Below are 22,465 nucleotides of genomic sequence, written 5' to 3'. Positions count from 1 at the left end.
AAAACACCCACGCCGAAAGACCAAGGTTTCCTGCGCAACGTTAATCGACGCAGGGTTAGTCGGTCCCTAAGGCGAGGCTGAAAAGCGTAGTCGATGGAAAACAGGTTAATATTCCTGTACTTCTGGTTATTGCGATGGAGGGACGGAGAAGGCTAGGCCAGCTTGGCGTTGGTTGTCCAAGTTTAAGGTGGTAGGCTGAGATCTTAGGTAAATCCGGGATCTTAAGGCCGAGAGCTGATGACGAGTGTTCTTTTAGAACACGAAGTGGTTGATGCCATGCTTCCAAGAAAAGCTTCTAAGCTTCAGGTAACCAGGAACCGTACCCCAAACCGACACAGGTGGTTGGGTAGAGAATACCAAGGCGCTTGAGAGAACTCGGGTGAAGGAACTAGGCAAAATGGCACCGTAACTTCGGGAGAAGGTGCGCCGGTGAGGGTGAAGGACTTGCTCCGTAAGCTCATGCCGGTCGAAGATACCAGGCCGCTGCGACTGTTTATTAAAAACACAGCACTCTGCAAACACGAAAGTGGACGTATAGGGTGTGACGCCTGCCCGGTGCCGGAAGGTTAATTGATGGGGTTAGCTAACGCGAAGCTCTTGATCGAAGCCCCGGTAAACGGCGGCCGTAACTATAACGGTCCTAAGGTAGCGAAATTCCTTGTCGGGTAAGTTCCGACCTGCACGAATGGCGTAACGATGGCGGCGCTGTCTCCACCCGAGACTCAGTGAAATTGAAATCGCTGTGAAGATGCAGTGTATCCGCGGCTAGACGGAAAGACCCCGTGAACCTTTACTATAGCTTTGCACTGGACTTTGAATTTGCTTGTGTAGGATAGGTGGGAGGCTTTGAAGCGTGGACGCCAGTTCGCGTGGAGCCATCCTTGAAATACCACCCTGGCAACTTTGAGGTTCTAACTCAGGTCCGTTATCCGGATCGAGGACAGTGTATGGTGGGTAGTTTGACTGGGGCGGTCTCCTCCTAAAGAGTAACGGAGGAGTACGAAGGTGCGCTCAGACCGGTCGGAAATCGGTCGTAGAGTATAAAGGCAAAAGCGCGCTTGACTGCGAGACAGACACGTCGAGCAGGTACGAAAGTAGGTCTTAGTGATCCGGTGGTTCTGTATGGAAGGGCCATCGCTCAACGGATAAAAGGTACTCCGGGGATAACAGGCTGATACCGCCCAAGAGTTCATATCGACGGCGGTGTTTGGCACCTCGATGTCGGCTCATCACATCCTGGGGCTGAAGCCGGTCCCAAGGGTATGGCTGTTCGCCATTTAAAGTGGTACGCGAGCTGGGTTTAGAACGTCGTGAGACAGTTCGGTCCCTATCTGCCGTGGACGTTTGAGATTTGAGAGGGGCTGCTCCTAGTACGAGAGGACCGGAGTGGACGAACCTCTGGTGTTCCGGTTGTCACGCCAGTGGCATTGCCGGGTAGCTATGTTCGGGAAAGATAACCGCTGAAAGCATCTAAGCGGGAAACTTGCCTCAAGATGAGATCTCACTGGAACCTTGAGTTCCCTGAAGGGCCGTCGAAGACTACGACGTTGATAGGTTGGGTGTGTAAGCGCTGTGAGGCGTTGAGCTAACCAATACTAATTGCCCGTGAGGCTTGACCATATAACACCCAAGCAATTTGCGTCGAAAGGCCAGATTGCGGTGTGTGAAGACGAAACGAACCGAAAGTTCGATGTTCACAAAACACCTAGCTGTCACATACCCAATTTGCTGAAGCGAGGCCGCAAGGCCACGACTCAGTACCCGAATTTCTTGACGACCATAGAGCGTTGGAACCACCTGATCCCATCCCGAACTCAGCAGTGAAACGATGCATCGCCGATGGTAGTGTGGGGTTTCCCCATGTGAGAGTAGGTCATCGTCAAGATTAAATTCCGAAACCCCAATTGCGAAAGCAGTTGGGGTTTTGTTTTGCCCGCAGGAAAGTTTTTTGCTCGCGACAGCGAACAAATTTGCACAGTTATTTTCGAATCAGAACACTAGAATAGCCCCACCTTATTCGGAGCCAGAGCCTTTATGTCAGAGTCGGTTGACGCCCCCGGGCTGTCAGATTTACCGCTGGAAGACTTGGTGGCCTGTCATGAGTGCGACCTGCTGATGCGCAAGCCCACACTTGCCCATGGTGAGAAAGCGCTCTGCCCGCGCTGCGGTTACGAGTTGTACGCTCACCGTCATAACGTGGTGCAGCGCAGCCTTGCCTTGGTGATTGCGGCATTGCTGTTGTACATCCCGGCAAACTTTTTACCCATCATGCAGCTCAATATCCTCGGGCAGTCTTCGCAGGATACGGTCTGGAGTGGCGTGCTCGGCCTGTTCAACACCGACATGCAGGGCGTTTCGATCGTCGTATTCCTGTGCAGCATGGCCATCCCGCTGCTGAAATTGCTGTGCCAGTTGTTCGTGTTACTGACGATCCGTTTCGATATTGGTCGTAACTACGGCTTGCTGCTCTATCGCATTTATCACCACCTCAAAGACTGGGGAATGCTCGAGGTCTACCTCATGGGCGTACTGGTGGCGATCGTCAAACTGGCGGACATGGCCGCCATTACCGTAGGTCTGGGCTTGGTGTGTTTCATCGGTCTGTTGTTGGTGCAGGTCTGGCTGGAAGTGGTGATGTCACCGCACCAGATCTGGCAGGCGTTATCAGGAGAGGACGCTCATGCGGGCGATTGATGCGGGCATTCTGGTGTGTACCGAATGCCACGAATTGAACAAACAGGAAGCAGATACCGACGAGCAAACCTGCACCCGCTGCGGTGCGCTGGTTCACGCTCGCCGTCCGAACAGCCTCGTGCGCACCTGGGCACTGCTGATCACGGCAGCAATCATCTATATTCCGGCCAATGTCTTGCCGATCATGACGGTCAGCTCCTTGGGTCAGGGTGATCCGAGCACCATCATGTCCGGCGTGATCCAGTTGGTGCAGCACGGCATGATTCCGATCGCGGCCGTGGTGTTTATCGCTAGTATTCTGGTGCCCACCTTCAAACTGGTCGGTATCGCACTGCTGTTGTTTTCGGTGCAACGACGTCAGCCATTGTCGGCTCGTCAGCGCATCTGGATGTACCGCTTCATCGAGTTCATCGGCCGCTGGTCGATGCTCGATATTTTTGTGATCGCCATTCTCGTGGCGGTCGTCAACTTCGGCCGGCTTGCCAGTGTCGAAGCCAATCTTGGTGCCATCGCCTTCGCCAGTGTGGTGATTCTGACGATGCTCGCCGCAGTAACTTTCGATCCCCGACTGATTTGGGATAACACGGAGTCGGACGACGACCATGACTGATTTGCCCGTAGCGAAAACCCGACCGGCTTCGAACTGGTCTGCCATTTGGGTACTGCCTCTGATCGCGCTGATCATCGGCGGCTGGCTCGGCTGGCGTGCCTATTCCGAAACCGGTATCGAAATTCAGATCCGCTTTGAAAGCGGCGAAGGCATTCAGGCCAACAAGACCGAGGTCATGTACAAAGGCATGTCGGTCGGTAAGGTCAAGGCGCTCAAGCTCGACGATGAGGGCAACTCCAAAGGCGTGATTGCCACCGTCGAGATGAATAAAGACGTCGAGCAATACCTCAAAACCAGCACGCGCTTCTGGCTGGTCAAACCGAGTGTGACCCTGGCCGGTATTACCGGCCTGGAAACCCTGGTTTCGGGTAACTACGTGGCCATCAGTCCCGGCGAAGGCGAGCCGGTGCGCAAGTTCAAAGCGCTGGCCGAAGAGCCGCCGCTGTCTGATGCCAAACCCGGTCTGCACCTGACCATCAAGGCGGATCGTCTCGGCTCTTTGGACCGCGGCAGCCCGGTGTTCTACAAGCAAATCAAGGTTGGCCAGATCAAAAGCTACGTGCTCTCGGAAGACCAAAGTACCGTTGAGCTCAAAGTCTTCATCGAGCCGACCTACGCCAAACTGGTGCGCAAACACACGCGTTTCTGGAACGCCAGCGGCATCAGCATCGACGCCAACCTGTCCGGCGTGAAAGTACGCAGCGAATCGCTGGCCAGCATCGTCGCGGGTGGTATCGCCTTCGCCACACCGGAAAACCGCAAAGACAGCCCGCCGACCGATCCTAGCCTGCCGTTCCGTCTCTATGAGGACTTCGACGCTGCCGCTGCCGGGATCCGCGTAAAGGTCAAACTCAGCGACTTCGAAGGACTGCAGGCCGGCCGCACACCGGTGATGTACAAAGGCATTCAAGTCGGCAACATGAAGGCGCTGAAGGTTGATCCTGACCTGAACAGTGCCACAGCCGAGCTCACTCTCGATCCATTGGCTGAGGACTATCTGGTCGATGGCACGCAGTTCTGGGTAGTTAAACCGTCGATTTCTCTGGCTGGGATCACCGGTCTGGAAGCCTTGGTGAAAGGTAACTACATCGCCGTACGCCCGGGCGACAAAGGTGCGGCACCGAAACGCGAATTCGAGGCCCGGCCAAAGGCGCCGCCGCTGGATCTGCGCTCACCGGGCTTGCACCTGGTGCTGTTCACCGATGTCCTCGGCTCGATCGATGTCGGCAGTCCAATTCTGTACAAACAGGTCAAGGTCGGTTCGGTGCAGAGCTATCAGTTCTCCAAGACCAAGAAGCAATTGGTCATTGGCGTGCACATCGATAAGGAATACGAAAACCTGGTCAACGCCTCGACGCGCTTTTGGAATGTCAGTGGCATCACGTTGACCGGCGGACTGACCGGTGGCATTCAGGTCAAGAGTGAGTCGCTGCAGACCCTGATGGCCGGTGGTATCGCCTTCGAGACACCGCAAGCGAAGGCGCCGCTGCAGAAACGTATTCCGCGTTTCCGTCTGTTCGCCAACCATGATGAGGCGAATCAGAAAGGCGCGGTGGTGACGATCAAAGTCGATCGCGCTGATGGTCTGCGTAGTGGCACCCCAGTGCGCTTCAAGGGCCTGGATGTCGGCAAGATTGAAAGTGTTGATCTGACTGACGATCTGCAATCGGTGATCCTCACGGCGCGCATCACTGAAGTGCCGGAGAAGATCGCCCGAGTCGGCAGTCAATTCTGGGTGGTCAAACCGGAGCTCGGCCTGATCAAGACTGCCAATCTGGAAACCCTCGTGACCGGGCAGTACATCGAAGTGCAGCCGGCGGCGAAGAACCTCGGCCCGCAGAAAAACTTCGTTGCCCTGGCCAGTGCGCCGGAAGTCACCAAGCAAGAGGCGGGTCTGAGTCTGGTACTGAGCGCTGCCCGTCGTGGTTCGCTGAAGCCGGGTGTGCCAGTCACCTACCGCGAAATTACTGTGGGTAAGGTCACCGGTTATGAACTGGGCCAGACCGCTGATCGCGTGTTGGTGCACATTTTGATCGAGCCGAAATACGCGCCACTGGTACGTAGCGGCAGCCGCTTCTGGAACACCAGCGGTGTCGGTTTCGATATCGGTTTGTTCAACGGGCTGACGGTGCGCACCGAGTCGCTGGAGACGGCGATTCAGGGCGGGATTGCTTTTGCTACGCCGGATGGCGAGCGCATGGGTAACCCGGCGCGGGCTGAGCAGACGTTTCCGTTGTTCGACAAGTTTGAGGATGAGTGGCTGACGTGGGCGCCGAAGATTTCCCTCGGTAAGTAACCTTTCAGCGTCTGTAAGGACGCCATCGCGAGCAGGCTCACTCCTACAGGGGAGCGCATTCCAACTGTAGGAGTGAGCCTGCTCGCGATAGGGCCCGCAAAATCAGCACAAACCCCAAGCCATAAAAAAGGGCCGCGATCCAAACAGATCGCGGCCCTTTTTTTGCCTTCAGCTAAAGCCGATCAAACCGCATCCAGCTCCGGCTCATCCGCTTCAACATTGACCGTAGCCTTCACCACATCATGGCGACGAATGTACTTCCAGTCCGCCTCATCGATGTAGATACCCGCCGGGCCGCTGCCGCCTTCCAGGTCGATCGCGACACTGGCGCAGACCTGCGGCTTCACACTCGCCAGAATCGGCACGAAGCCTAGTTGCAGACTGGTTTCCAGCAGCGCGGCCTGGTTCTTCTCATCGATATCCGCCGCCTCGTCGAGGTAGTACGGCAGACGCACGCGACCGGCCTGATCGCGATCCATCAAGTGCAGCAACAAATACATGTTGGTCAGCGCCTTGATGGTCATCGTCGTACCGTTGGACGCCGCGCCATCGATGTCGGTGTGGATCACCGGCTGACCGTTGACCTTGGTGATCTCGAACGCCAGTTCGAACAAGTCCTTGAGACCGAGCTGGTTGTGGTTTGCCGCCACCAGCCGCGCCAGGTATTCCTTGGCCTCTTCGTTCTTGTTGTCCTGTTCGGCACTTTGGCTGAGGTCGAACACCGACAGGGTTTCGCCTTCTTCGTACTGACCGGCGCTGTGGATGATCTGGTCGATGTGCTTGAGGGCTTCCTTGTTCGGCGCGAGGACGATGCGGAAGCTCTGCAGGTTGGAGACCTGACGCTTGTTGATCTCGCGGTTGAACAGCGCCAGTTGATGCTCGAGGCTGTCGTAGTCGCTGCGAATGTTGCGCAGGGTCCGGGCGATGTCGGTGACCGCCGCACGACGGGCCTTGCCCAGCGTCAGCGCTTCATCGGTGCGGTGCGCATAAGCGTTGATCAGCAGCGACAGACGGCGCTCCATGTCGTCTTCGCTGTCGAACTTGGCCACGCCTTTGAGGCGCACCTGCGCGTACAGCGCTTCGATCTGGCCATCGGCGCGCAACAGGCCTTGCCAGCTGTCCTGGTAGTCGTTGAGCAGCGGTAGCAGGTTGTCCATCGAGTCGTCGACCGGATCCATGAACGGCGTACCGAATGGCAGATCCGCCGGCAACAGCTGACGACGGCGCAGCGCATCGTCGAGGGTGCGTTGCTTGGCTTCCATATCGGCGATCTGGCGGCCGACCAGTTGCAGCTTGGCCGACAGTTGCTGGACGCGCTCGGTGAAGGCATCGCTGGAGCGCTTGAGTTCGTCCTGCGCGCCTTCCATCTGCGCCAGTTGCTCGAGTTTGTCGCTTTCTTCAGCGCTCAAAGTCTGCGTGCGGCGGAAATCTTCCAGGGCTTTCTGCGCGTCCAGCACTTGCTGGTACAGCGCTTCGGTCTGGGTCTTGCTCGCGGCGCGGTCGGCGGCCACGGCCTGCTGGGTTTTCAGTTGCTTGAGTTCTTTTTCCAGACGCTCTTTCTGATCGCGCAATGCCGCGCGGTCAGCCAAGGCTTGCAGCGCCGGTGGCTCGATGTGCGAGATGTCGATGGACAGGCCCGGCACTTCGAAGCGCTCGCCTTTGAAACCATCAAGGATCAGCTCGACCGATTTGACCCACTCGCCATCGTCGTCGAGGGTGATGCCGTGTTCACCCAGCGGCAGGCTGAACAGGGCGCTGTTGAACAGACGCATCAGACGCTCGACATCCTGCTGCGAGAACTCTTCGCGCAGGCGGGCGTAGCTGTTGTTGTCGGCGTGATCGAGTTGCTGCTTCACCGACTTCAGGCGTTTTTCCAGATCGCGCACGCGCTCTTCCAGATCTTCCGCACTGAACTGGCGGGATTGCGCCAGGGCACCGGCCAGTTCGTCGTGAGCGTCCTTGGCCGCGAGCAATTGTTGCTCGAGCACTTTGACGTCATCGACCAGCGCGAAGCGATTCTTCAACACCGACAGCTCACCGAGCCAGCGCTGGATGCCGGAAATTTCTCGCTCCAGACGCATCAGTTCCTGGGTGCCACCGCGTTGATCGTTTTGCAGGCTGTCCTGCTCGCCACGGTAGTGGTCGGCCTGAATCGTCAGTTCTTCCTTGCGCGCACTGGCGTAGTCCGACCAGGTGCCGAGCAGCGAGTCGAGCAGCGGCGACAGGCGATGCAGCTTGCCGCGCAGCACGTCGCGCTGTTTCACGCCATTGGCCAAGGCTTCAACCAACGGGCCGGCAGCGACCAGCGAGTTGTAGTCCTGTTCCATGCGCCGCACATCGCGGAAGGCTTCTTCACACGCGGCGATGTAATCGACGCTACCGGAACGCAGGCTGTGCTCGAAGGCATCGAGGAACAACTGCTTGAGTTTGGCCGCGGTGATTTCGCGCATGTGCAGCAGGTTGATGAACAACGCGCGGAAGGTCTTCAGGCTCTGTTCGCTGGTGGAGCGCAGCGGGATCAACGTCAGGTCGAGCGGAATCGACGTATGACCGCCCACCAGCAAGCGACGCAATTCATCCGGCTTGAGTTCGTAGGCTTTCAGGCCTTCTTTCTCAAGGTTGCTGAACAGCTCTTTCTGGCGCAGGCAGGTGTCGTTCTTCTGGTAATGCGCCAGATCAAGCTTGCCGGCGTAGGCGAAGAACTGGTGACCGAAACCGCCGCCCGGGCCGCGACCGACCACGCCGATCACGTGCGGGCCGTGGGGCAGATTCACTTCGACAAGGATGTAACTGGTGTCGGATGCGAAGTAGAAACGCCGCGATTGTTCCAGGCTGTACTTGCCGAAACTCATGTCCGACATGCGCGCCAGAATCGGGAACTGCAAGGCGTTGATCGACGCCGATTTACCAAGGTTGTTTGCGCCGTAAACCGACAGCGGTTCTTCCAGCGGGAACAGGCCGAGGCTGTAACCGGCGGTGTTCAAAAGGGCAAAGCGGCGGATGCCGTAGCGTTCCTGGCTCATGCGTCGGACTCCTGTTCTTCGGCAATGGCGCGGGCCAGTGCGTCTTCTTCGCTCTCTTCTTCAAATTCGGAGAGATCGAGCGGATCGTCGGTTTCGAGGAATTTGGCTTCCGCCGCTTCGTCGATCAGCACCGGTGCCGGCAGCGGCAGAACGCTGTGCACGCTGGCTGCCAGATCGCGATCCTGCTGCACCGACAGGCACACATCGAGGAAGCGGTGCATCGGCGGCAGGAAGCGATACACGCCGTTTTCTTCGCTGGCGAAACCGAGTTGAGTCATGCGGCGCATGATCTTTTCTTCGAGTTCTTCAACGGTCTGCACTTCGGCCTGAATGAACAGGTCGCGGTATTTCTCCAGCAGCGATGGCAACTCTTCGCGGCCGAGGCTGCCGCCATCGAGCACGGCGATCGGGTCGCGGCCCTGATCGGCCAAATGCTCGACGAGGATGAAGGTGAACAGCGCCAGACGCTGGGCAGTCTTGTTCACCGCCGCAGCGGCCATGTCCGGCACGAAGTAGTAGAAACCACGGGTGTCGCAGACCAGTTCAAAGCCCAGCGCCTTGAACAGCGTGCGGTATTGATCCTGGAAGTTCGACAATTGCGCGTACAGCTCCGGATCGCGGCGGCTGACGTGGTAACCCTTGAACAGCTCGCGGAAGATCGGTGCGAGTTGCGACAGTTCGGAAAGATCAAGATGCATTGGGGATGCTCGCAGAATTCTCGGCGGCGGTGTCGCTGGCCGAGAGCAGGGCGAAGGAGCGCAGGCTGACCTGGTGCTCATGAGTGTGGTATTCGCGGCGTTCCAGACGCTCGCGCTTGAAGCGTTTTTCCCGCGACAGGCGCGAGAACCAGTAGAGCAATTCGTCGGTGGCGCCGTCCGGTTCCTGCTCCAGCAGCCAGGTCATCAGATCCGGCATCGGCAGGGCTTCTTCGCAACGGTCGACCATCTCGCGCACGGTGCGCGGAGCACGCGGGGCTTCGCCTTTCTGGGTCTTGTGCGCCTTGGGGAAGCGCGCCGGTTTCGGCTCGAAACGCGCCAAGGCATAGACGTAGGCTTCGACCTGACTGGCGCTGCCGAGGAAAGTGCTTTGCGGACGGGTGAACAGCGGCATTGCGGCTTGCGGCACGGCGTCGATGCCTTTGCGGCGAATCGCTGCCAAAGCCAACGCGGCGCCACGGGTCACGGCGTTGTGCCGGCGCGCTTCTTCACGCAGCGGCAGCAGCAGTTCGCGGGCATGACGCAAAGTCAGTTGGGCGCTGGTCTGCATTTCGAGGATGCGCGCGTGGGTGCGCAGGAGCATGTCGTCGTCAACCAGATGGCCGAGGCGTTGCTGTTCGCTGAGCATTTTCAGCAGCACGGTTTCGACCTTGCGCACGCCTTGTTCGAAGGCGCCGTCGGCGTTCACCAGATCGATCATCGGCTCGACGTATTCGTCCCACGTCGCCAGCACTTCGGCGTAACGCTGACGCAGCGGGATCTGCCGGTCGCTGGTTTTCGCCCGTTCAGCGACGGCCACCAGCGCCTGTTCGTCGTTGTCGAGTTTCTTCAGCACGTCGCGCACGCGCATGTCGAGCAAGCGCAACTGGCGGGCGAGGTCGTGGCCATCACGGACTTCGAACGCGTCCTGGATGTAACCGGCCAGACGCTCGAGGTGGCGCAGATAGGCTTCGATTTCCAGGCACAGGCCCAAGCGGTGTTCACGACGCAAGTAAGCGAGGAAGTCGTGAATCTGTGCGTTCAGCTCGAAACGGTTCGGGCTTTTCGCCACCGGAATCAGAATATCGAGACGAATCCACACGTCGAGCAGGCTGGTGATGTCCTGCGGCGTGCTGTCCAGTTGTTGGGCGGCCAGTTGCGTGCGCAGTTCGTTGAGGCTCAGTGTGCCTTGGTCGAAGTGCTCGCACAGTGGCTCCAGAAGTGCCCAGTGTTCAGCGAGGGCGCGCAAGACGCGCTTGGGTTCGATCATCGGAATGGCCGGCTGGTTGACGATTAAAAGCCGCGATTGTACTGCATCAAGGCCGATGCGATTCACTCTCGGGACGGGCTGTCGTTTTTCTTTCGCTTAAGTGTGTCGATCAACAACGGGCGATCTTGAGCGAAGGGCGGTAGAATCAGCGCACTTCAGTTATCCACAAGTGGCCGACCCTTGCTAATCGAGTCCCGCCGCCGCGCCTATTTGAACGCCATGCAGGTGGTCAACTGGCTGCCGCGCACCGAATTGCCCTTCGCCGCACCGTCGCGGCCCGAGCTGCTGGACATGCCCGAGCCCGAGGTAGAGGCGCCGGTCGTGCTTGCTCCGCAGGCCGAAGCCCCGGTGCAAACGGCTGTCGCTCGTCCGGTCGAACGTCCGAAAATCGAAGTGCCGCGGCCGTCGTTGGCGAGTACCCGCACCGGTGCCAAACCGGTAGAAGAGGTCGACGACACACCAGTCGTCGTCAAACCGGCCCCGGTGCCGCCACCGCGTTTCGCCCTGCAATTGCTGCGCGCCGGACGTTGCCTGCTGCTGGTCGAGTTACCCACAGGCGAACCGTTCCAGAGCCGCGATCCGGCTTATCTGTTGCTCAAGGACATGTTGCGCGCCGCCGGTCTGCCGGATGCGCCGCAAATCGTCGGCGAGCCGGTGCGCTGGCCGTGGCTCAATCGCGGCACCATGGATCAGGGCCCGGAAGCGGCGCGTGACTTTGTGCAGGGTTTCCTTTCCGTGCAAATGGAAGCCGCTCCGTGCGCCTGCCTGTGGCTGATCGGCCTGCCGGCGGTGCGTTTCGCCGGCGAAGCGGATGCCGAAGCGTTCAATCGTGAATTGCAGATCGAAGGTCTGGGTTCGGCCTGGGCCATTCCCGGTCTGGAATTGTTAATGGAAGAGCCACAGCGCAAGGCCGCTGTGTGGCAAGCCATGCGTCGGCTGATGGCGCGCTGGAAAGAATCGAATGAGTGACGCTGTATCGTTCCGCCCGATGACCGAGGCGGATCTGGAAACCGTGCTGAAAATCGAGTACGCCGCTTACAGCCATCCGTGGACTCGGGGGATTTTTCTTGATGGACTGGGCAAGTATCAGATCTGGCTGATGTTCGAAGGTGAGCAGCAGGTTGGTCACGGCGTGGTGCAGATCATTCTGGATGAGGCGCATCTGCTCAATATCACCGTCAAACCGGAGAATCAGGGGCGTGGGCTGGGCCTGACGTTGCTTGAGCACCTGATGTCGCGGGCGTATGCGGCTTCGGCGCGGGAATGTTTTCTGGAAGTGCGTGACAGCAACACGGGCGCGTTCAAGTTGTATGAACGTTATGGCTTCAACGAGATTGGCCGGCGCCGGGATTATTATCCGGCGGTGGGTGGGCGTGAAGACGCGGTGGTCATGGCCTGCACCCTGGTTGACTGATCGCCTTTAAAAGCTTCGCGAGCAGGCTCGCTCCCACATTGGACTCAGGGCGTTCACCAATTTGTGCGCAACCCGAAACCCCTGTGGGAGCGAGCCCGCTCGCGAAAGCGTCCTGTCAGGCAACGAAGATCAGCGGTTGCCATCCAGCGGATCACGCCGCGCCAGTTCTGCCTCATCCAGCCCATTGCCACCGCCGATGTCATCTTCATCGACAATGCTCAAATCCCAATCCGCCTGATTGCCTTCGCCGGCTTCTTGGGCATCCCGCGCACCGTCTTCATGAATCAGCGTTTCCGGGCTCATGTCGTCGTCAGTCGGCTCATGATCACTGACTGAAGCCCCGGTCATCCCGGCCTCGCGCACCCGCTCACGCGGCATCAACTGCTCGCGTTCACGTTCGGGAATCTCATCACCGATTTTCGCGCTCGGTTCGTCTTCATCGAAATCCAGCTCATGCACCGAACCCATGCGGTCTTCGTTATCATCGATGGGCTCCGGTTGCACGGCATCGTAAGGGCGTCGTGAATCAGTCATGGCAATTCCTCATACTGTGGGCCTTACTAAGGTGGACTCACCGGGCACACGAGAATTCCAATGAAATCACTTGCGCTGGTGGCGTGACCCCGACGGGCGGTCGTCTGTCATACCAGCGCATCTTTCTTGAGGCCTTACAGCATGCACGACTTACAAGACCTGATTGATAACAACGAGCGTTGGGCTGACGCGATCACCAAGGAAGACCCGGATTTTTTCGCCAAACTGGCGCGCCAGCAAACCCCTGAATACCTGTGGATCGGCTGTTCCGATGCGCGCGTGCCGGCCAACGAGATCGTCGGCATGCTGCCGGGCGATCTGTTCGTGCACCGCAACGTCGCCAACGTAGTGCTGCACACCGACCTCAACTGCCTGTCGGTGATCCAGTACGCGGTCGACGTGCTCAAGGTCAAACATATCCTCGTCACCGGCCACTACGGCTGCGGCGGTGTGCGCGCGTCGATGCAGGACCGGCAGTTCGGTCTGATCGACGGCTGGCTACGATCGATCCGCGATCTGTACTACGAAAAACGCGAAGAACTGGCCAAGCTGCCGACCGAAGAAGAGCAGGTTGATCGCATGTGCGAACTCAACGTGATCCAGCAAGTGGCCAATGTCGCCCACACCAGCATCATCCAGAATGCCTGGCATCGCGGGCAGAGCCTGTCGATCCACGGGTGCATCTACGGCATCAAGGATGGTCGCTGGAAAAGTCTGAACACGACCATCAATGGTTTCGAGCAATTGCCGCCGCAGTATCGTTTGCGTCCGGTTGGCGCGGTATAACTCAGCTTCCAGCGCACCTTTCAGCGACCTGAATGCCGCCAGCGCTGTAGAAAGTGCTGACCTTCGAGGGTGGGTGGTTCGTCGTAGCCGGTGATCCACCCACGGCAGCGTGGCGAACCGCAACCGCAGGCAAACTGGTGCAGCAGTTTGTCTTCAGTGGCGGTGTAGTCCATGGTCAGCCTTTCGCCGCTGTGGATATCTTTCAACGCCCACAACCATAACTCGCTCATGTCGAGAAACACGTTGGGGTCGCACGCGTGTTCGATCAATCCGCAAAAGCGCGGATCGTAGATGTGGATGCCCGTCAGCAATTGTCGGGTCTGGCGGCAGCGATACGGCAGTAATTGCCCGGACACCCGGCACATCCGGTGGGTGTGCAGGAACTCGCGCCGCGCGGCGACCGCCGTAGGGGCGCCGTATCCATCCTGAAGGATTTCGAAATCGGCGCTGGCCGGAAACCCCAGGCGCACGGGCAGGCCGGCGAAGGGATAGATGCCTTCAGTATCGCGTGGCGGCGAGTGCGCCATAGCGTGGATGTTCATATCAGTCCTTGTCGCAAGGCTTTTGCGACTTCCTTGGGTTGACGTCCTGTCAGCGCTGCAATACTGCTGGTTGGATCCAATCGTGTCTTATTAGGTATAGCTGGTCTACTGTCAGATCTGACAGGCGATTTAGACGTATTCCCGCGTCAGCCTTGGCTGACACGGGAATGCCTCAAGCGATTACAGGTGCGGGGCGGGGATTGCAGTGGCTGGCAGCGGTGCCTGCAGTTGCTTCAGTTGAGTCTTGATCGGGGTGGTCGCGCACTTGGCGGTAGCCTGTTCCGGGGTCAGATTGCGGATCGAGGTGTAGAACAGCTCGCAGGTTTTGACTTTCTGCGTGACTTGCCACGTCTGCGTGCAACTGTTGAGCGTTGTTTGCGCATCGCTGCCCGGTTTGCTGCCCATGCCGGCTTGCCAGCAGGCGGCGCTCAAATCCTGACCCATGACTTTCAGGCCCGCCGCATCGGCCTTGGCTTGCGCATCGTCGCCGGTGTAGCTCTTCGGGTCGGCGGCGTACCAGATGTAACTCGGGTGGTTCGAACCCAGCACGGGCACTTTCACACCTTCGCTCGGGCTGATGGTCGCCAGCCCCAATACATTCACGGTTGGCCCGTATTGCTGCTTGATCCAGTTACGCACCGGCGCGCCGAACGCGACCATCGGCAACGTCGTGCCGCTGGCGGTCTGGCTGAATTGTTTGACCAGCGTGGTCTGGTAGTCCTTGAAGTAGTCATACACGCCTTCCAGGTCGCTGCCGGCATTGGACGGCGCAGCGATCGGGGCAATGTCGATGATGGTTTGATAGGCCGGCGTCTGCTCGGCAGGAATGCCATTGTCGGTCAGCAGCGTAGCCCAGCGATCGGTGGTGTTCGAACGCAGATAATCCTGCGCTTGGGTCAGCGAGTAATCCGGCGGGAAGTGCAGCAACTCGACGCTTTTGCGGTTTTCCAGGGCCATGCCCAGTGGCAGGAACAGATACCAGCTGTAGGCCCACTTGCCGTCGGCGTTGAGCTTGCTCGCGCCGGTGTAGGCCAGATCCCCCGCATCCAGCAGCGCCGACAGCGGTTTGTCGTAATCCTTCGGCACGCCGGTGATTTCGGCGTAGAGCTGGCCGTTGTCGGTTTTTACCAACACCTTGGCATCGGCATACCCATCGCGTTGCACGCTCTGGTTCAGGTAATGGGCGACGGTCTGTTCCAGCGTCCAGTTGCGGAAACAGATGACGTTGCAGTTGTTGGGGTAAGCGAAGAGGCGGGTGACGCGCTCAGTGCTGCCCAGTTTCAAGTCGACATCGGCGTGGGCGGCCGCGCTCAGCGTGAGCGCGGCAAGAGCCAATGCTATCGGGTTAAGTCCTGCGAATTTGAACATGCTCAGATCCTTTTCAGCGTCGGTTCCCCGCGTTTCGGGGGCGGCTCATAGTGGATCAGCCGCGTTTGACAGAGAAGCCGTCATCGGCAGAATTTTGCGCAAACTCGCAGGGCTGGTTTTCAAGCTTGAAAATGCAGGGCGTTGGTCAAATCGCCCATGGGTTTCTGGCCCCGCGCGATCATCGCCTCGTCCCGTTGTTTGAGGCCGTCGAGGCTCTCCAGCTGGAAGACTCGGGTGATCAACCGCAGGATCGACGCCGTGTCGTAGACCGTGTGATCCACCGTGCCTTTGCGCGCAAACGGCGACACCACCAGCGCCGGCACGCGTGACCCGGGGCCCCAGCGGTCGCCCTTGGGCGGTGCGACGTGATCCCACCAGCCGCCGTTCTCGTCGACCGTGACGATCACTACCATGTTTTGCCACTGCGGACTTTCGCGCAGCACTTTCAACGCGCGGACGATGTGCCGGTCCCCGGAGGCCACGTCGGCATAACCGGCGTGCATGTTCAGGTTGCCTTGGGGTTTGTAGAAACTCACCGCCGGCAACTTGCCCGCTTCGGCATCGGCGAAGAACTTGTTGCTGCTCGATTCGTCACCCAAGCCAGCATCACGCAGACGCTTGTTGCGCTCGTCAGGGTTTTCCGGCCCTTGCTGCTTGAAGTAGTTGAACGGCTGGTGGTGATACTGAAAATTCGGAATCTTCGGAATGCCGCCGGAATCCTTGTATTGATCCAGCGTCGCCTGCCATGCGCCGGCGTACCAGGCCCAATCGATGTTCTTTTTCGACAGCTTGTCGCCGATGTGTTCGTGGGTCTGCGGCACCATGACGTTGGGCAGATCCGCTTTGGAGTACGCCGGGCGCTCGGGGTCGCGAATCCATGTGGGCCAGTAGGGCGGGGCAAGAGTATTGACGCCGAAGCCATCCGGGGTCAGCGCACTCGGGCCGAACTGCGGTGGGCCGCTCATGGCGCTGGCGGGGGATTGCTCCAGCGGTTTAAGGCGCGAATCGGCCGGATCGTCGCTTTGCAGCGCGGCGATCTGTGACTTGGCCACGGAATTGGCAACGTCCGGATAGAACGGCGCGGTGGCACTGATCAGGTACTGGTGGTTGAGGAACGAGCCACCGAAGGCGCCCTGAAAGAAGTTGTCACACAGCACGAATTCCTGAGCGACGTCCCACAGGCGCAGGGAATAACGGCTCTGCGCATAGTGGCCCATGGTCAAGCCACCGGAATCGGCCCAGGCAACGAAGCCATCGTTTTTGCCGCCGTTGATCTGCATCTGGTTCTGATAGAACACGTGCCACAAATCGCGGGTCACCAGGCCAAATGGCAAATCTTCAGCGTTCGGGCCTTTGAGGGCGAACGGTGCATTGGCCAGGTTTTGCTGAAACTGCGTGGCGCTGGGGTAGGTCACGCCATCGAGGGTTTGCGGGCCGATCTGCAGCACGCCACCCCAGACGGGCGGCAGGGTTTGCAGCAGCGAGCCGTCGCGGTCACGTTGTTGATAGTCGCCGGGCTTGAGCGCTGCCAGCGGTTTTTCGACACCGGGGAAATCACCGAACAGGTTATTGAAGCTGCGGTTTTCGGCGTAGATCACCACCACGGTTTTCACTTGGTCGCGCAGGGCCTTGTCCAGCTCGGCGGGCGTCAGCGGGCACTCGGCCGGTTTGCCCGGTTGATCGCTGGCGCTGCCACACCCGGCCAGCGTGGCACCGACACCCAGCACCGCGACGCCGCCAAGGAAGCGGCGGCGACTGGTGTCGGTGGGGTGATTGGATTCAGGTGCGTCAGTGCCGTCTGTGTCGTCTTTCATCTGTCAGCCCGTTCTTGCTTAATTGTTTCAGTATGTTTCGGGCGGACGCTAGCAAGTGAATGTGACGGAGGGATGACAAGCGGCACCGGCGCTGCTTGCCTAGCCGGGCATGAGTTGGCTGAGCGAAAAACCGAGTCTGCTGGCTGCCGTGATTGCGGTCATGACCACCAGAAACAGCAATTGCAACGGACTGAAGCGCGCCCAGTGCAGCGCTGTCAGCCAAGGACGACGTTGGCTCAGCTCCGTATCGAGCGAGCCGATACGGCGTTTGTGCACCAGCCCGATCAAGAGCGTGCCGACATAAGTGAGCGCCCCCAGCGGGCCAAGCAACAGCGAAAACAGCAGCACCATCACCCCTTGCGGTACTCCATGGCGTATCACCAGCCAGCGCGTGTCAGGGTTCCATTTGCGCGGAATCAGCCATTCGGTGAGCCACAGGTCCGGCACGATGACATAGGACGTGAGCACCACCCACCAACTCAGGGCGAAGCGGAAAAACCAGACCGGCACGCAGGCAAATAACATCGGCATGAAGACGAGGTTCATGGCGGTTTTTTGTTGGGAGGGCAGAGTTTGCAGGAACAGCGCCAAGGCAATCGCCGTCCAGACCCACACCCAGGTTTCGGCGGCAATCGGTCGCGGAAGGAACCGCCGCCAGTAAAAAACATCGGCGTAGGGCAAGCGAGCGAGCAGTTCGGGGAAACGCCACGTGAGTTTTTCCGACAAGTCATGGCAGGCCTGCCATTCATTCTGACCAAAGCCGTCGATGATCTTCTTCTGCTGCAAGGGCTTGAGCGGATTGATCAACAGATGCGCCGCTTGCACGTCGGTCGCCCACGTCCGGTCGCTTTCAGCCTTGGCGCGCAGATTGTCATAGAAGCTTTCCTGATCGCAGCGTTCGATCAAGGTGTCCCAGAGCCAGTCCGGTTGCGGGTGCAGGCCTTTGTTGTGATCCCAGCCGAACAGTTGGCCGATGCGGTCGAACAGCGGCACGCTCCACTCAGTGTCATTGAGCAAGTGCAGCAGGGTTTGCTGCCATTGTTCACGGCGATCGAATACCTGCAGCCACGGTTGAGCGCTGTAGCGTTTGAGCACGTTGAGAAATTCGCGTTCGCTCTGGCTTTCGAGCAGCGTCTGCAAGGCGTTTCGGTAATCGGCCATCAGGCTTTCAGCGAGCCGGTCGCGCTGATGATCATTCATCAGGACTTCTTGCCACGGCCCCAACCATCCGAGTTGCTCGACGGCCCAATTCAGCACCGGGCCGCGCAGGTGGGGATGTTCAAAGCACAGCTGCAGCAACAGCCTTTCGAAGGCCTTGGCGCAGCTGTGCTGTTGCGCCTGATTCCAGCGCTCGTCGAGGTTGTCGGGCGTTAGATCTTCGAGCAGTTGCAGGGCGGCCTGCGTTTCAATGGCTTGGGCGTCCACAAAAGCGTCCGCCGCCAGTGGCTCGACACGTCGAACATCGTCCTTCTCGGGCGGCGTAAACGCTTGCGGGGCGGCCGGACTGACGGGCGCGAACTCAAACGCTGCAACATCCTGCGCCGGGGTTTTTGCCAGTGTGGCATCCAATGCCAGCGCGGCAAAGGCGCTGGAGGTCGTGGCCACGGCGATGTCTTCATCGTCGGCAGGCTCAGCGTTTTCAAGGCGCCACCGGGCAATCGCCAGCGCTTGTTCGTAGGCTTCGCGCAAGCGCTGGAAACCTTCGGCATCCTCATCGGGGCGGAAGGTTTTCAGCAGGCGCGCATAGGCGCGTTTGATGTCGCGCGCTTCAGCGTCATCGTGCAGGTGCAGCACCGACCAGCAATCCATGGCCAGGCTCCTTATTGCCACGGGGTGCGATCAAGTTCGCTCAGGCGTCGGCTCAAGTCGGTGCGCACTTCACGGATCTGGCGTTCATCCTGAGAGTCGAGGGCGATCTGGAATTGCTTGGCCCAATCGCCCATCAGATCACGCAGATCGCCCAGGCTTTCCTGATAGAGGCGCTCCAGACGTGCACTCAGCAGCGTGTTGACCTGTTGCTCGCGCGGGTGAATCTTCAGTTGCGCAAGGTTCGCCAGGCGTTGCTGGATCTCCTCGGGTGACAGCACGCCCGGGTTGTTCTCGATGACCAGCGAATGCTGTTGCCCGGTCAGGGGGATTTTCACCTGGGCTTCGAGCAGGCCGTTGTTGTCGTAGGTGAAACGCACGTCGAGGGCAACTTCGCCGGCCTTGCGTTTCGGCACCTTGATGTCCAGTTCGCCGAGTGCGACGTTGTCTTTGACCAGGCGGCTTTCGCCCTGAAAGATGCGCACGACCACCTGTTCCTGATTGTCGTGCAGGGTGTACACGGTTTTCACCCGACTCACCGGCACGATGCTGTTGCGCTCGATGATCGGCAGGTAGTGGCCGCTCTCATAGGTGCGGCCGACCTGAGTGGAGGTCTCGATACCCAGCGTGTAGGAGCAGACATCGGTCAGCACCACTTCTTCCAGCGCTGCGGCGCGGGCTTTGAGTGCCGCTTGAATGGCCGCGCCTTGTGCCACGACCTGATCAGGGTCGAGGGTGATCGACGGGAAGCGGCCGAACAGCCCGGCGGCGAGTTTGCGTACCAGCGGCATGCGCGTGGTGCCGCCGACCAGCAAAATCTCGTCGAGGTCGCTGACACGGATGCGCGCATCGCGCAGCGCCCGCTCAATCGGCGCGCGCAGGCGCTCGAGCAGCGGCATGTACAGCGTTGCCAACTGTTGTTGGGTGATGATTTGCGTCCACTGCCGCTCACCGAGCTGCAAGCGGAATTCGGCGCTGTCGTCCTGCCCCAGCGCCTTGCGCACGCGCTCGGCCTCGCGACGCAGGGGCTGGATGACGCTGCTGCGCTCCGGGAAGTCTGCGGCCGAGCGGTGCTGGCTGATGAAGTGCTCAAGCAGCACGGTGTCGAAGTCTTCGCCACCGAGGAAGTTGTCACCGGCGCTGGCGCGCACCTCCATGACCCCTTCGAACAGCTCCAGAATCGACACGTCGAACGTGCCGCCACCGAGGTCGAAAACCAGGAACGAAGTTTCCTTGTCCCGTTGGTGCAGTCCATAGGCGAGGGCGGCAGCGGTCGGCTCGTTGATCAGCTTCTCGACCTTCAGCCCGGCCAGTTCGCCGGCGATCCGCGTGGCCTTGCGCTGGGCATCACTGAAGTAGGCCGGGACGCTGATCACGGCTTCGGTGACGGTTTCGCCAAAAGCGCGCTCGACGTCTTCTTTCAGGCTCTTGAGCACCAAGGCGGAGAGTTCTTCTGGGCGAAATGCCTTGTCGGCCAGATAAACTTCCGTGGCGCTGCCCATGTGGCGCTTGAACAGCGATGCGGTCAGACGCGGATGCGTGTGCAGACGCTCGCGCGCCGCCTGACCGACCAGAATCCGGCCCTGATCATCCAGCCCGACAACGCTCGGTGTCAGGAACTGACCCAGGGCATTGGGCACCAACTCGGTGGCATCACCCCGCCAGACGGCGACCAGGCTGTTGGTGGTTCCCAGGTCAATCCCTACGATCATTGCAACGAACTCCCTTTGCGCTTGGTAAAAAAATGAAACATTTATGGGCGCGCAGAATATTACCGAGGGGACGATGCGGTAAAGCAGGATGATGGCTCTGAGCCATTATTTACGACAGGCAGCCCGATACAGGGCTGTTTCAGGAGAAAAGTGCGGGGCGCGGCCAGCATGACTGCACCCCGCTTTGGATTACGGCATGACTGGCGGCGTATACGCCAATGTTGTCCCCAGCACCCACAGCAACAGCAGCACCAGTGGCGTGTGCACCAGCAACTGCACGAACGAGAAACCGATCAGATCCCGCGCTTTCAGTCCCAGTACGCCGAGCAGTGGCAGCATGTAGAACGGGTTGATCAGGTTTGGCAGCGCTTCGGCCGCGTTGTAGATCTGCACCGCCCAGCCGAGGTGATACTGCAGATCATTGGCGACCTGCATCACGTACGGCGCTTCGATAATCCACTTGCCGCCGCCCGACGGAATGAAGAAACCCAGTATCGCCGAGTACACACCCATCAGCAGCGCATAGGTGTCGTGGGAGGCGATGCTGACGAAAAACGTCGAGATGTGGTGCGCCAGGGTTTGCGCATCGGTGCCTTTGACCGTGGTCATCAGTGCGGCAATCGAGCCGTACAGCGGGAACTGGATCAACACGCCGGTGGTGGTCGGCACCGCACGCGCGACGGCATCGAGGAAACTGCGCGGCCGCCAGTGCAGCAAGGCGCCGAGCATGATGAACAGGAAGTTGTAGGTGTTCAGCCCGGAAATCGCGGTGATCGCCGGTTTGGTCGAGAATTCGTGGAACAGCCATCCCGCCGCCAGCAATACCAGCACGATGATCAGCAGCGGACTGTGTTCCAGCCATTCACCGGGACGCGTACGCGGTTGCAGCGGAGGCAGGTTGAAGGCCGGGTCGATGCCGCAGGCCTTGGCGTCGCGCGCCGAGTTCGGCCCGGGAGCGGTGGCGTAGGCGATGATGATCGAGATCACGATCAGCGCCAGCAACATCACACCCGACTGCCAGAGGAAAATCGTTTCGGTGAACGGAATCACCCCGGTGATCGACAGGATCGACGGCGGCAGACTGGCCGGGTTGGCTTGCAACTGCGCGGCCGACGACGACAGACCCAGCGCCCACACCGCCCCAAGGCCCAGATAGGCAGCGGCGCCGGCGGCGCGGTAATCCATTTTCAGATCGGTGCGGCGGGCGAGGGCGCGGACCAGCAAACCGCCGAATACCAGCGACAGACCCCAGTTGAGCAACGAGGCGACCATTGAGATCAACGCGACCCAAGCCACGGCGGAACGGCCGTTTTTCGGGATGCGTGCCAGGCGATCGATCAGTTTCACGGCGGGCGGCGAGCTGGCGACCACGTAACCGCCGATCACCACGAAGGCCATCTGCATGGTGAATGGAATCAGGCTCCAGAAACCGTCACCGAACGCCATCGCCGCATCGGTGGGTTTAGCGCCCATGGCCAGTGTGGCCAGGGCGACGATGATCACGGCCAGTGCGGCGAACACCCAGGAATCGGGAAACCAGCGTTCGGCAAAGCTGGAGCAGCGCAGGGCAAAGCGTGCGGAGCGGCTATCTTCGATATCAACGGCCACAGGGAATACCTCGGATTTTTATGGTTATTGTGGTCCGCGGGAACGCTCGCCGATCTCCACAACACAGAGATCCCTGTGGGAGCGAGCCTGCTCGCGAATAGGCCGGCACATTCAACATTGAAGTTGGCTGGGCTGACGCTTTCGCGAGCAGGCTCGCTCCCACATGAGGTTCACTGCGGTTGGCCGGGGTTGGCGTGGTCCCGCTGGACAGGCATTAACAGTAATTCAACTGCCGATGCTTTGTGAGCCGGTTTTGCAAAACCGGGACTATGGTCTAACGGGTTGTTCATCCG

At 59.6% G+C, this 22,465-nt stretch carries 16 protein-coding genes and 2 rRNA genes (1 of these 18 running past the window's edge); 8 read left to right on the top strand and 10 right to left on the bottom strand.

Annotated features, from left to right (window positions below; translation table 11 throughout):
- The 5 genes from PspS49_RS24810 to PspS49_RS24790 form a co-directional block, all read left to right on the top strand.
- Positions 1-1,620, top strand: a 23S ribosomal RNA gene (locus tag PspS49_RS24810); it begins 1,274 nt to the left of the window's first position.
- Between the two features lie 149 nt (positions 1,621-1,769).
- Positions 1,770-1,885: ribosomal RNA gene (gene rrf / locus PspS49_RS24805) — 5S ribosomal RNA — on the top strand.
- Between the two features lie 149 nt (positions 1,886-2,034).
- Positions 2,035-2,694, top strand: coding sequence for a paraquat-inducible protein A (locus tag PspS49_RS24800; protein WP_160041846.1), 660 nt, complete (start codon positions 2,035-2,037; stop codon positions 2,692-2,694).
- On the top strand, positions 2,681-3,304 hold the full coding sequence (locus tag PspS49_RS24795) for a paraquat-inducible protein A (RefSeq protein WP_016983584.1): 624 nt from the start codon (positions 2,681-2,683) through the stop codon (positions 3,302-3,304). Before PspS49_RS24800 ends, PspS49_RS24795 begins: the two co-directional genes overlap by 14 nt.
- Complete coding sequence (locus PspS49_RS24790; protein ID WP_127929785.1) at positions 3,297-5,600, top strand: MlaD family protein; 2,304 nt, start codon at positions 3,297-3,299, stop codon at positions 5,598-5,600. Before PspS49_RS24795 ends, PspS49_RS24790 begins: the two co-directional genes overlap by 8 nt.
- 182 nt (positions 5,601-5,782) lie before the next feature.
- Here PspS49_RS24790 and mksF read toward each other — a convergent pair whose 3' ends face one another.
- Genes mksF through mksB form a run of 3 tightly spaced genes read right to left on the bottom strand, consistent with a single transcriptional unit; the run spans position 5,783 to position 10,588 of the window.
- Positions 5,783-8,623: an Mks condensin complex protein MksF gene (gene mksF, locus PspS49_RS24785; RefSeq protein WP_102901100.1), complete on the bottom strand. Its 2,841-nt coding sequence runs from the start codon at positions 8,621-8,623 to the stop codon at positions 5,783-5,785.
- Positions 8,620-9,321 (bottom strand): Mks condensin complex protein MksE, encoded by a 702-nt coding sequence (gene mksE, locus PspS49_RS24780; protein WP_007912968.1) that lies wholly within the window; start codon positions 9,319-9,321, stop codon positions 8,620-8,622. Before mksE ends, mksF begins: the two co-directional genes overlap by 4 nt.
- A complete protein-coding gene (gene mksB, locus PspS49_RS24775) occupies positions 9,311-10,588 on the bottom strand; it encodes an Mks condensin complex protein MksB (protein WP_174245086.1) in 1,278 nt (425 codons plus the stop codon). The genes mksE and mksB overlap by 11 nt, the downstream gene beginning before the upstream one ends.
- Before the next feature lie 219 nt (positions 10,589-10,807).
- On the opposite strand from mksB, the gene PspS49_RS24770 reads away from it, so the two are divergent.
- The gene (locus tag PspS49_RS24770; RefSeq protein WP_160042582.1) at positions 10,808-11,557 is read left to right on the top strand and encodes an energy transducer TonB; all 750 of its coding nucleotides are present in this window, start codon (positions 10,808-10,810) and stop codon (positions 11,555-11,557) included.
- Complete coding sequence (rimI, locus tag PspS49_RS24765) at positions 11,550-12,002, top strand: ribosomal protein S18-alanine N-acetyltransferase (protein WP_007912963.1); 453 nt, start codon at positions 11,550-11,552, stop codon at positions 12,000-12,002. The genes PspS49_RS24770 and rimI overlap by 8 nt, the downstream gene beginning before the upstream one ends.
- A gap of 129 nt (positions 12,003-12,131) precedes the next feature.
- Here the strand turns inward: rimI and PspS49_RS24760 are convergent, their stop codons facing one another.
- A complete protein-coding gene (locus tag PspS49_RS24760; protein ID WP_160041842.1) occupies positions 12,132-12,536 on the bottom strand; it encodes a serine kinase/phosphatase in 405 nt (134 codons plus the stop codon).
- A gap of 141 nt (positions 12,537-12,677) precedes the next feature.
- On the opposite strand from PspS49_RS24760, the gene can reads away from it, so the two are divergent.
- The gene (gene can / locus PspS49_RS24755; protein WP_160041840.1) at positions 12,678-13,322 is read left to right on the top strand and encodes a carbonate dehydratase; all 645 of its coding nucleotides are present in this window, start codon (positions 12,678-12,680) and stop codon (positions 13,320-13,322) included.
- A gap of 20 nt (positions 13,323-13,342) precedes the next feature.
- Here the strand turns inward: can and PspS49_RS24750 are convergent, their stop codons facing one another.
- The 6 genes from PspS49_RS24750 to PspS49_RS24725 all read right to left on the bottom strand — a co-directional run bounded on the left by PspS49_RS24750 (position 13,343) and on the right by PspS49_RS24725 (position 22,172).
- Positions 13,343-13,864, bottom strand: a complete 522-nt coding sequence (locus PspS49_RS24750) for an SET domain-containing protein-lysine N-methyltransferase (RefSeq protein ID WP_127929781.1) — start codon at positions 13,862-13,864, stop codon at positions 13,343-13,345.
- Between the two features lie 180 nt (positions 13,865-14,044).
- Positions 14,045-15,232 (bottom strand): hypothetical protein, encoded by a 1,188-nt coding sequence (locus PspS49_RS24745; protein WP_160041838.1) that lies wholly within the window; start codon positions 15,230-15,232, stop codon positions 14,045-14,047.
- 119 nt (positions 15,233-15,351) lie between these two features.
- Positions 15,352-17,046, bottom strand: coding sequence for an acid phosphatase (gene acpA / locus PspS49_RS24740; RefSeq protein WP_160041836.1), 1,695 nt, complete (start codon positions 17,044-17,046; stop codon positions 15,352-15,354).
- Between the two features lie 99 nt (positions 17,047-17,145).
- The gene (locus PspS49_RS24735) at positions 17,146-18,855 is read right to left on the bottom strand and encodes a J domain-containing protein (protein WP_160041834.1); all 1,710 of its coding nucleotides are present in this window, start codon (positions 18,853-18,855) and stop codon (positions 17,146-17,148) included.
- A gap of 11 nt (positions 18,856-18,866) precedes the next feature.
- Positions 18,867-20,564 carry a molecular chaperone HscC gene (locus PspS49_RS24730; RefSeq protein WP_127929777.1) on the bottom strand — a complete coding sequence of 566 codons (1,698 nt, stop codon included), beginning with the start codon at positions 20,562-20,564 and terminating at the stop codon, positions 18,867-18,869.
- Positions 20,565-20,753: 189 nt separating this feature from the next.
- The gene (locus PspS49_RS24725; protein ID WP_160041832.1) at positions 20,754-22,172 is read right to left on the bottom strand and encodes a TIGR00366 family protein; all 1,419 of its coding nucleotides are present in this window, start codon (positions 22,170-22,172) and stop codon (positions 20,754-20,756) included.
- Between the last annotated feature and the right edge of the window lie 293 nt (positions 22,173-22,465).

This window comes from Pseudomonas sp. S49 (assembly GCF_009866785.1).
In the GTDB taxonomy this organism is placed as follows: Bacteria; Pseudomonadota; Gammaproteobacteria; order Pseudomonadales; family Pseudomonadaceae; genus Aquipseudomonas.
The sequence above is the reverse complement of the archived record's forward strand: the minus strand, read 5'-3'. Positions and strand labels throughout refer to the sequence as shown.

Bases quoted from the DNA above. Each gene is read 5' to 3' on its own strand.
- PspS49_RS24735 (WP_160041834.1), bottom strand. From the start codon at position 18,855: ATGGATTGCTGGTCGGTGCTGCACCTGCACGATGACGCTGAAGCGCGC.
- PspS49_RS24750 (WP_127929781.1), bottom strand. From the start codon at position 13,864: ATGAACATCCACGCTATGGCGCACTCGCCGCCACGCGATACTGAAGGC.
- PspS49_RS24790 (WP_127929785.1), top strand. From the start codon at position 3,297: ATGACTGATTTGCCCGTAGCGAAAACCCGACCGGCTTCGAACTGGTCT.
- can (WP_160041840.1), top strand. From the start codon at position 12,678: ATGCACGACTTACAAGACCTGATTGATAACAACGAGCGTTGGGCTGAC.
- PspS49_RS24795 (WP_016983584.1), top strand. From the start codon at position 2,681: ATGCGGGCGATTGATGCGGGCATTCTGGTGTGTACCGAATGCCACGAA.
- mksB (WP_174245086.1), bottom strand. From the start codon at position 10,588: ATGATCGAACCCAAGCGCGTCTTGCGCGCCCTCGCTGAACACTGGGCA.
- PspS49_RS24745 (WP_160041838.1), bottom strand. From the start codon at position 15,232: ATGTTCAAATTCGCAGGACTTAACCCGATAGCATTGGCTCTTGCCGCG.
- PspS49_RS24800 (WP_160041846.1), top strand. From the start codon at position 2,035: ATGTCAGAGTCGGTTGACGCCCCCGGGCTGTCAGATTTACCGCTGGAA.
- mksE (WP_007912968.1), bottom strand. From the start codon at position 9,321: ATGCATCTTGATCTTTCCGAACTGTCGCAACTCGCACCGATCTTCCGC.
- mksF (WP_102901100.1), bottom strand. From the start codon at position 8,623: ATGAGCCAGGAACGCTACGGCATCCGCCGCTTTGCCCTTTTGAACACC.
- acpA (WP_160041836.1), bottom strand. From the start codon at position 17,046: ATGAAAGACGACACAGACGGCACTGACGCACCTGAATCCAATCACCCC.
- PspS49_RS24770 (WP_160042582.1), top strand. From the start codon at position 10,808: ATGCAGGTGGTCAACTGGCTGCCGCGCACCGAATTGCCCTTCGCCGCA.
- rimI (WP_007912963.1), top strand. From the start codon at position 11,550: ATGAGTGACGCTGTATCGTTCCGCCCGATGACCGAGGCGGATCTGGAA.
- PspS49_RS24760 (WP_160041842.1), bottom strand. From the start codon at position 12,536: ATGACTGATTCACGACGCCCTTACGATGCCGTGCAACCGGAGCCCATC.
- PspS49_RS24730 (WP_127929777.1), bottom strand. From the start codon at position 20,564: ATGATCGTAGGGATTGACCTGGGAACCACCAACAGCCTGGTCGCCGTC.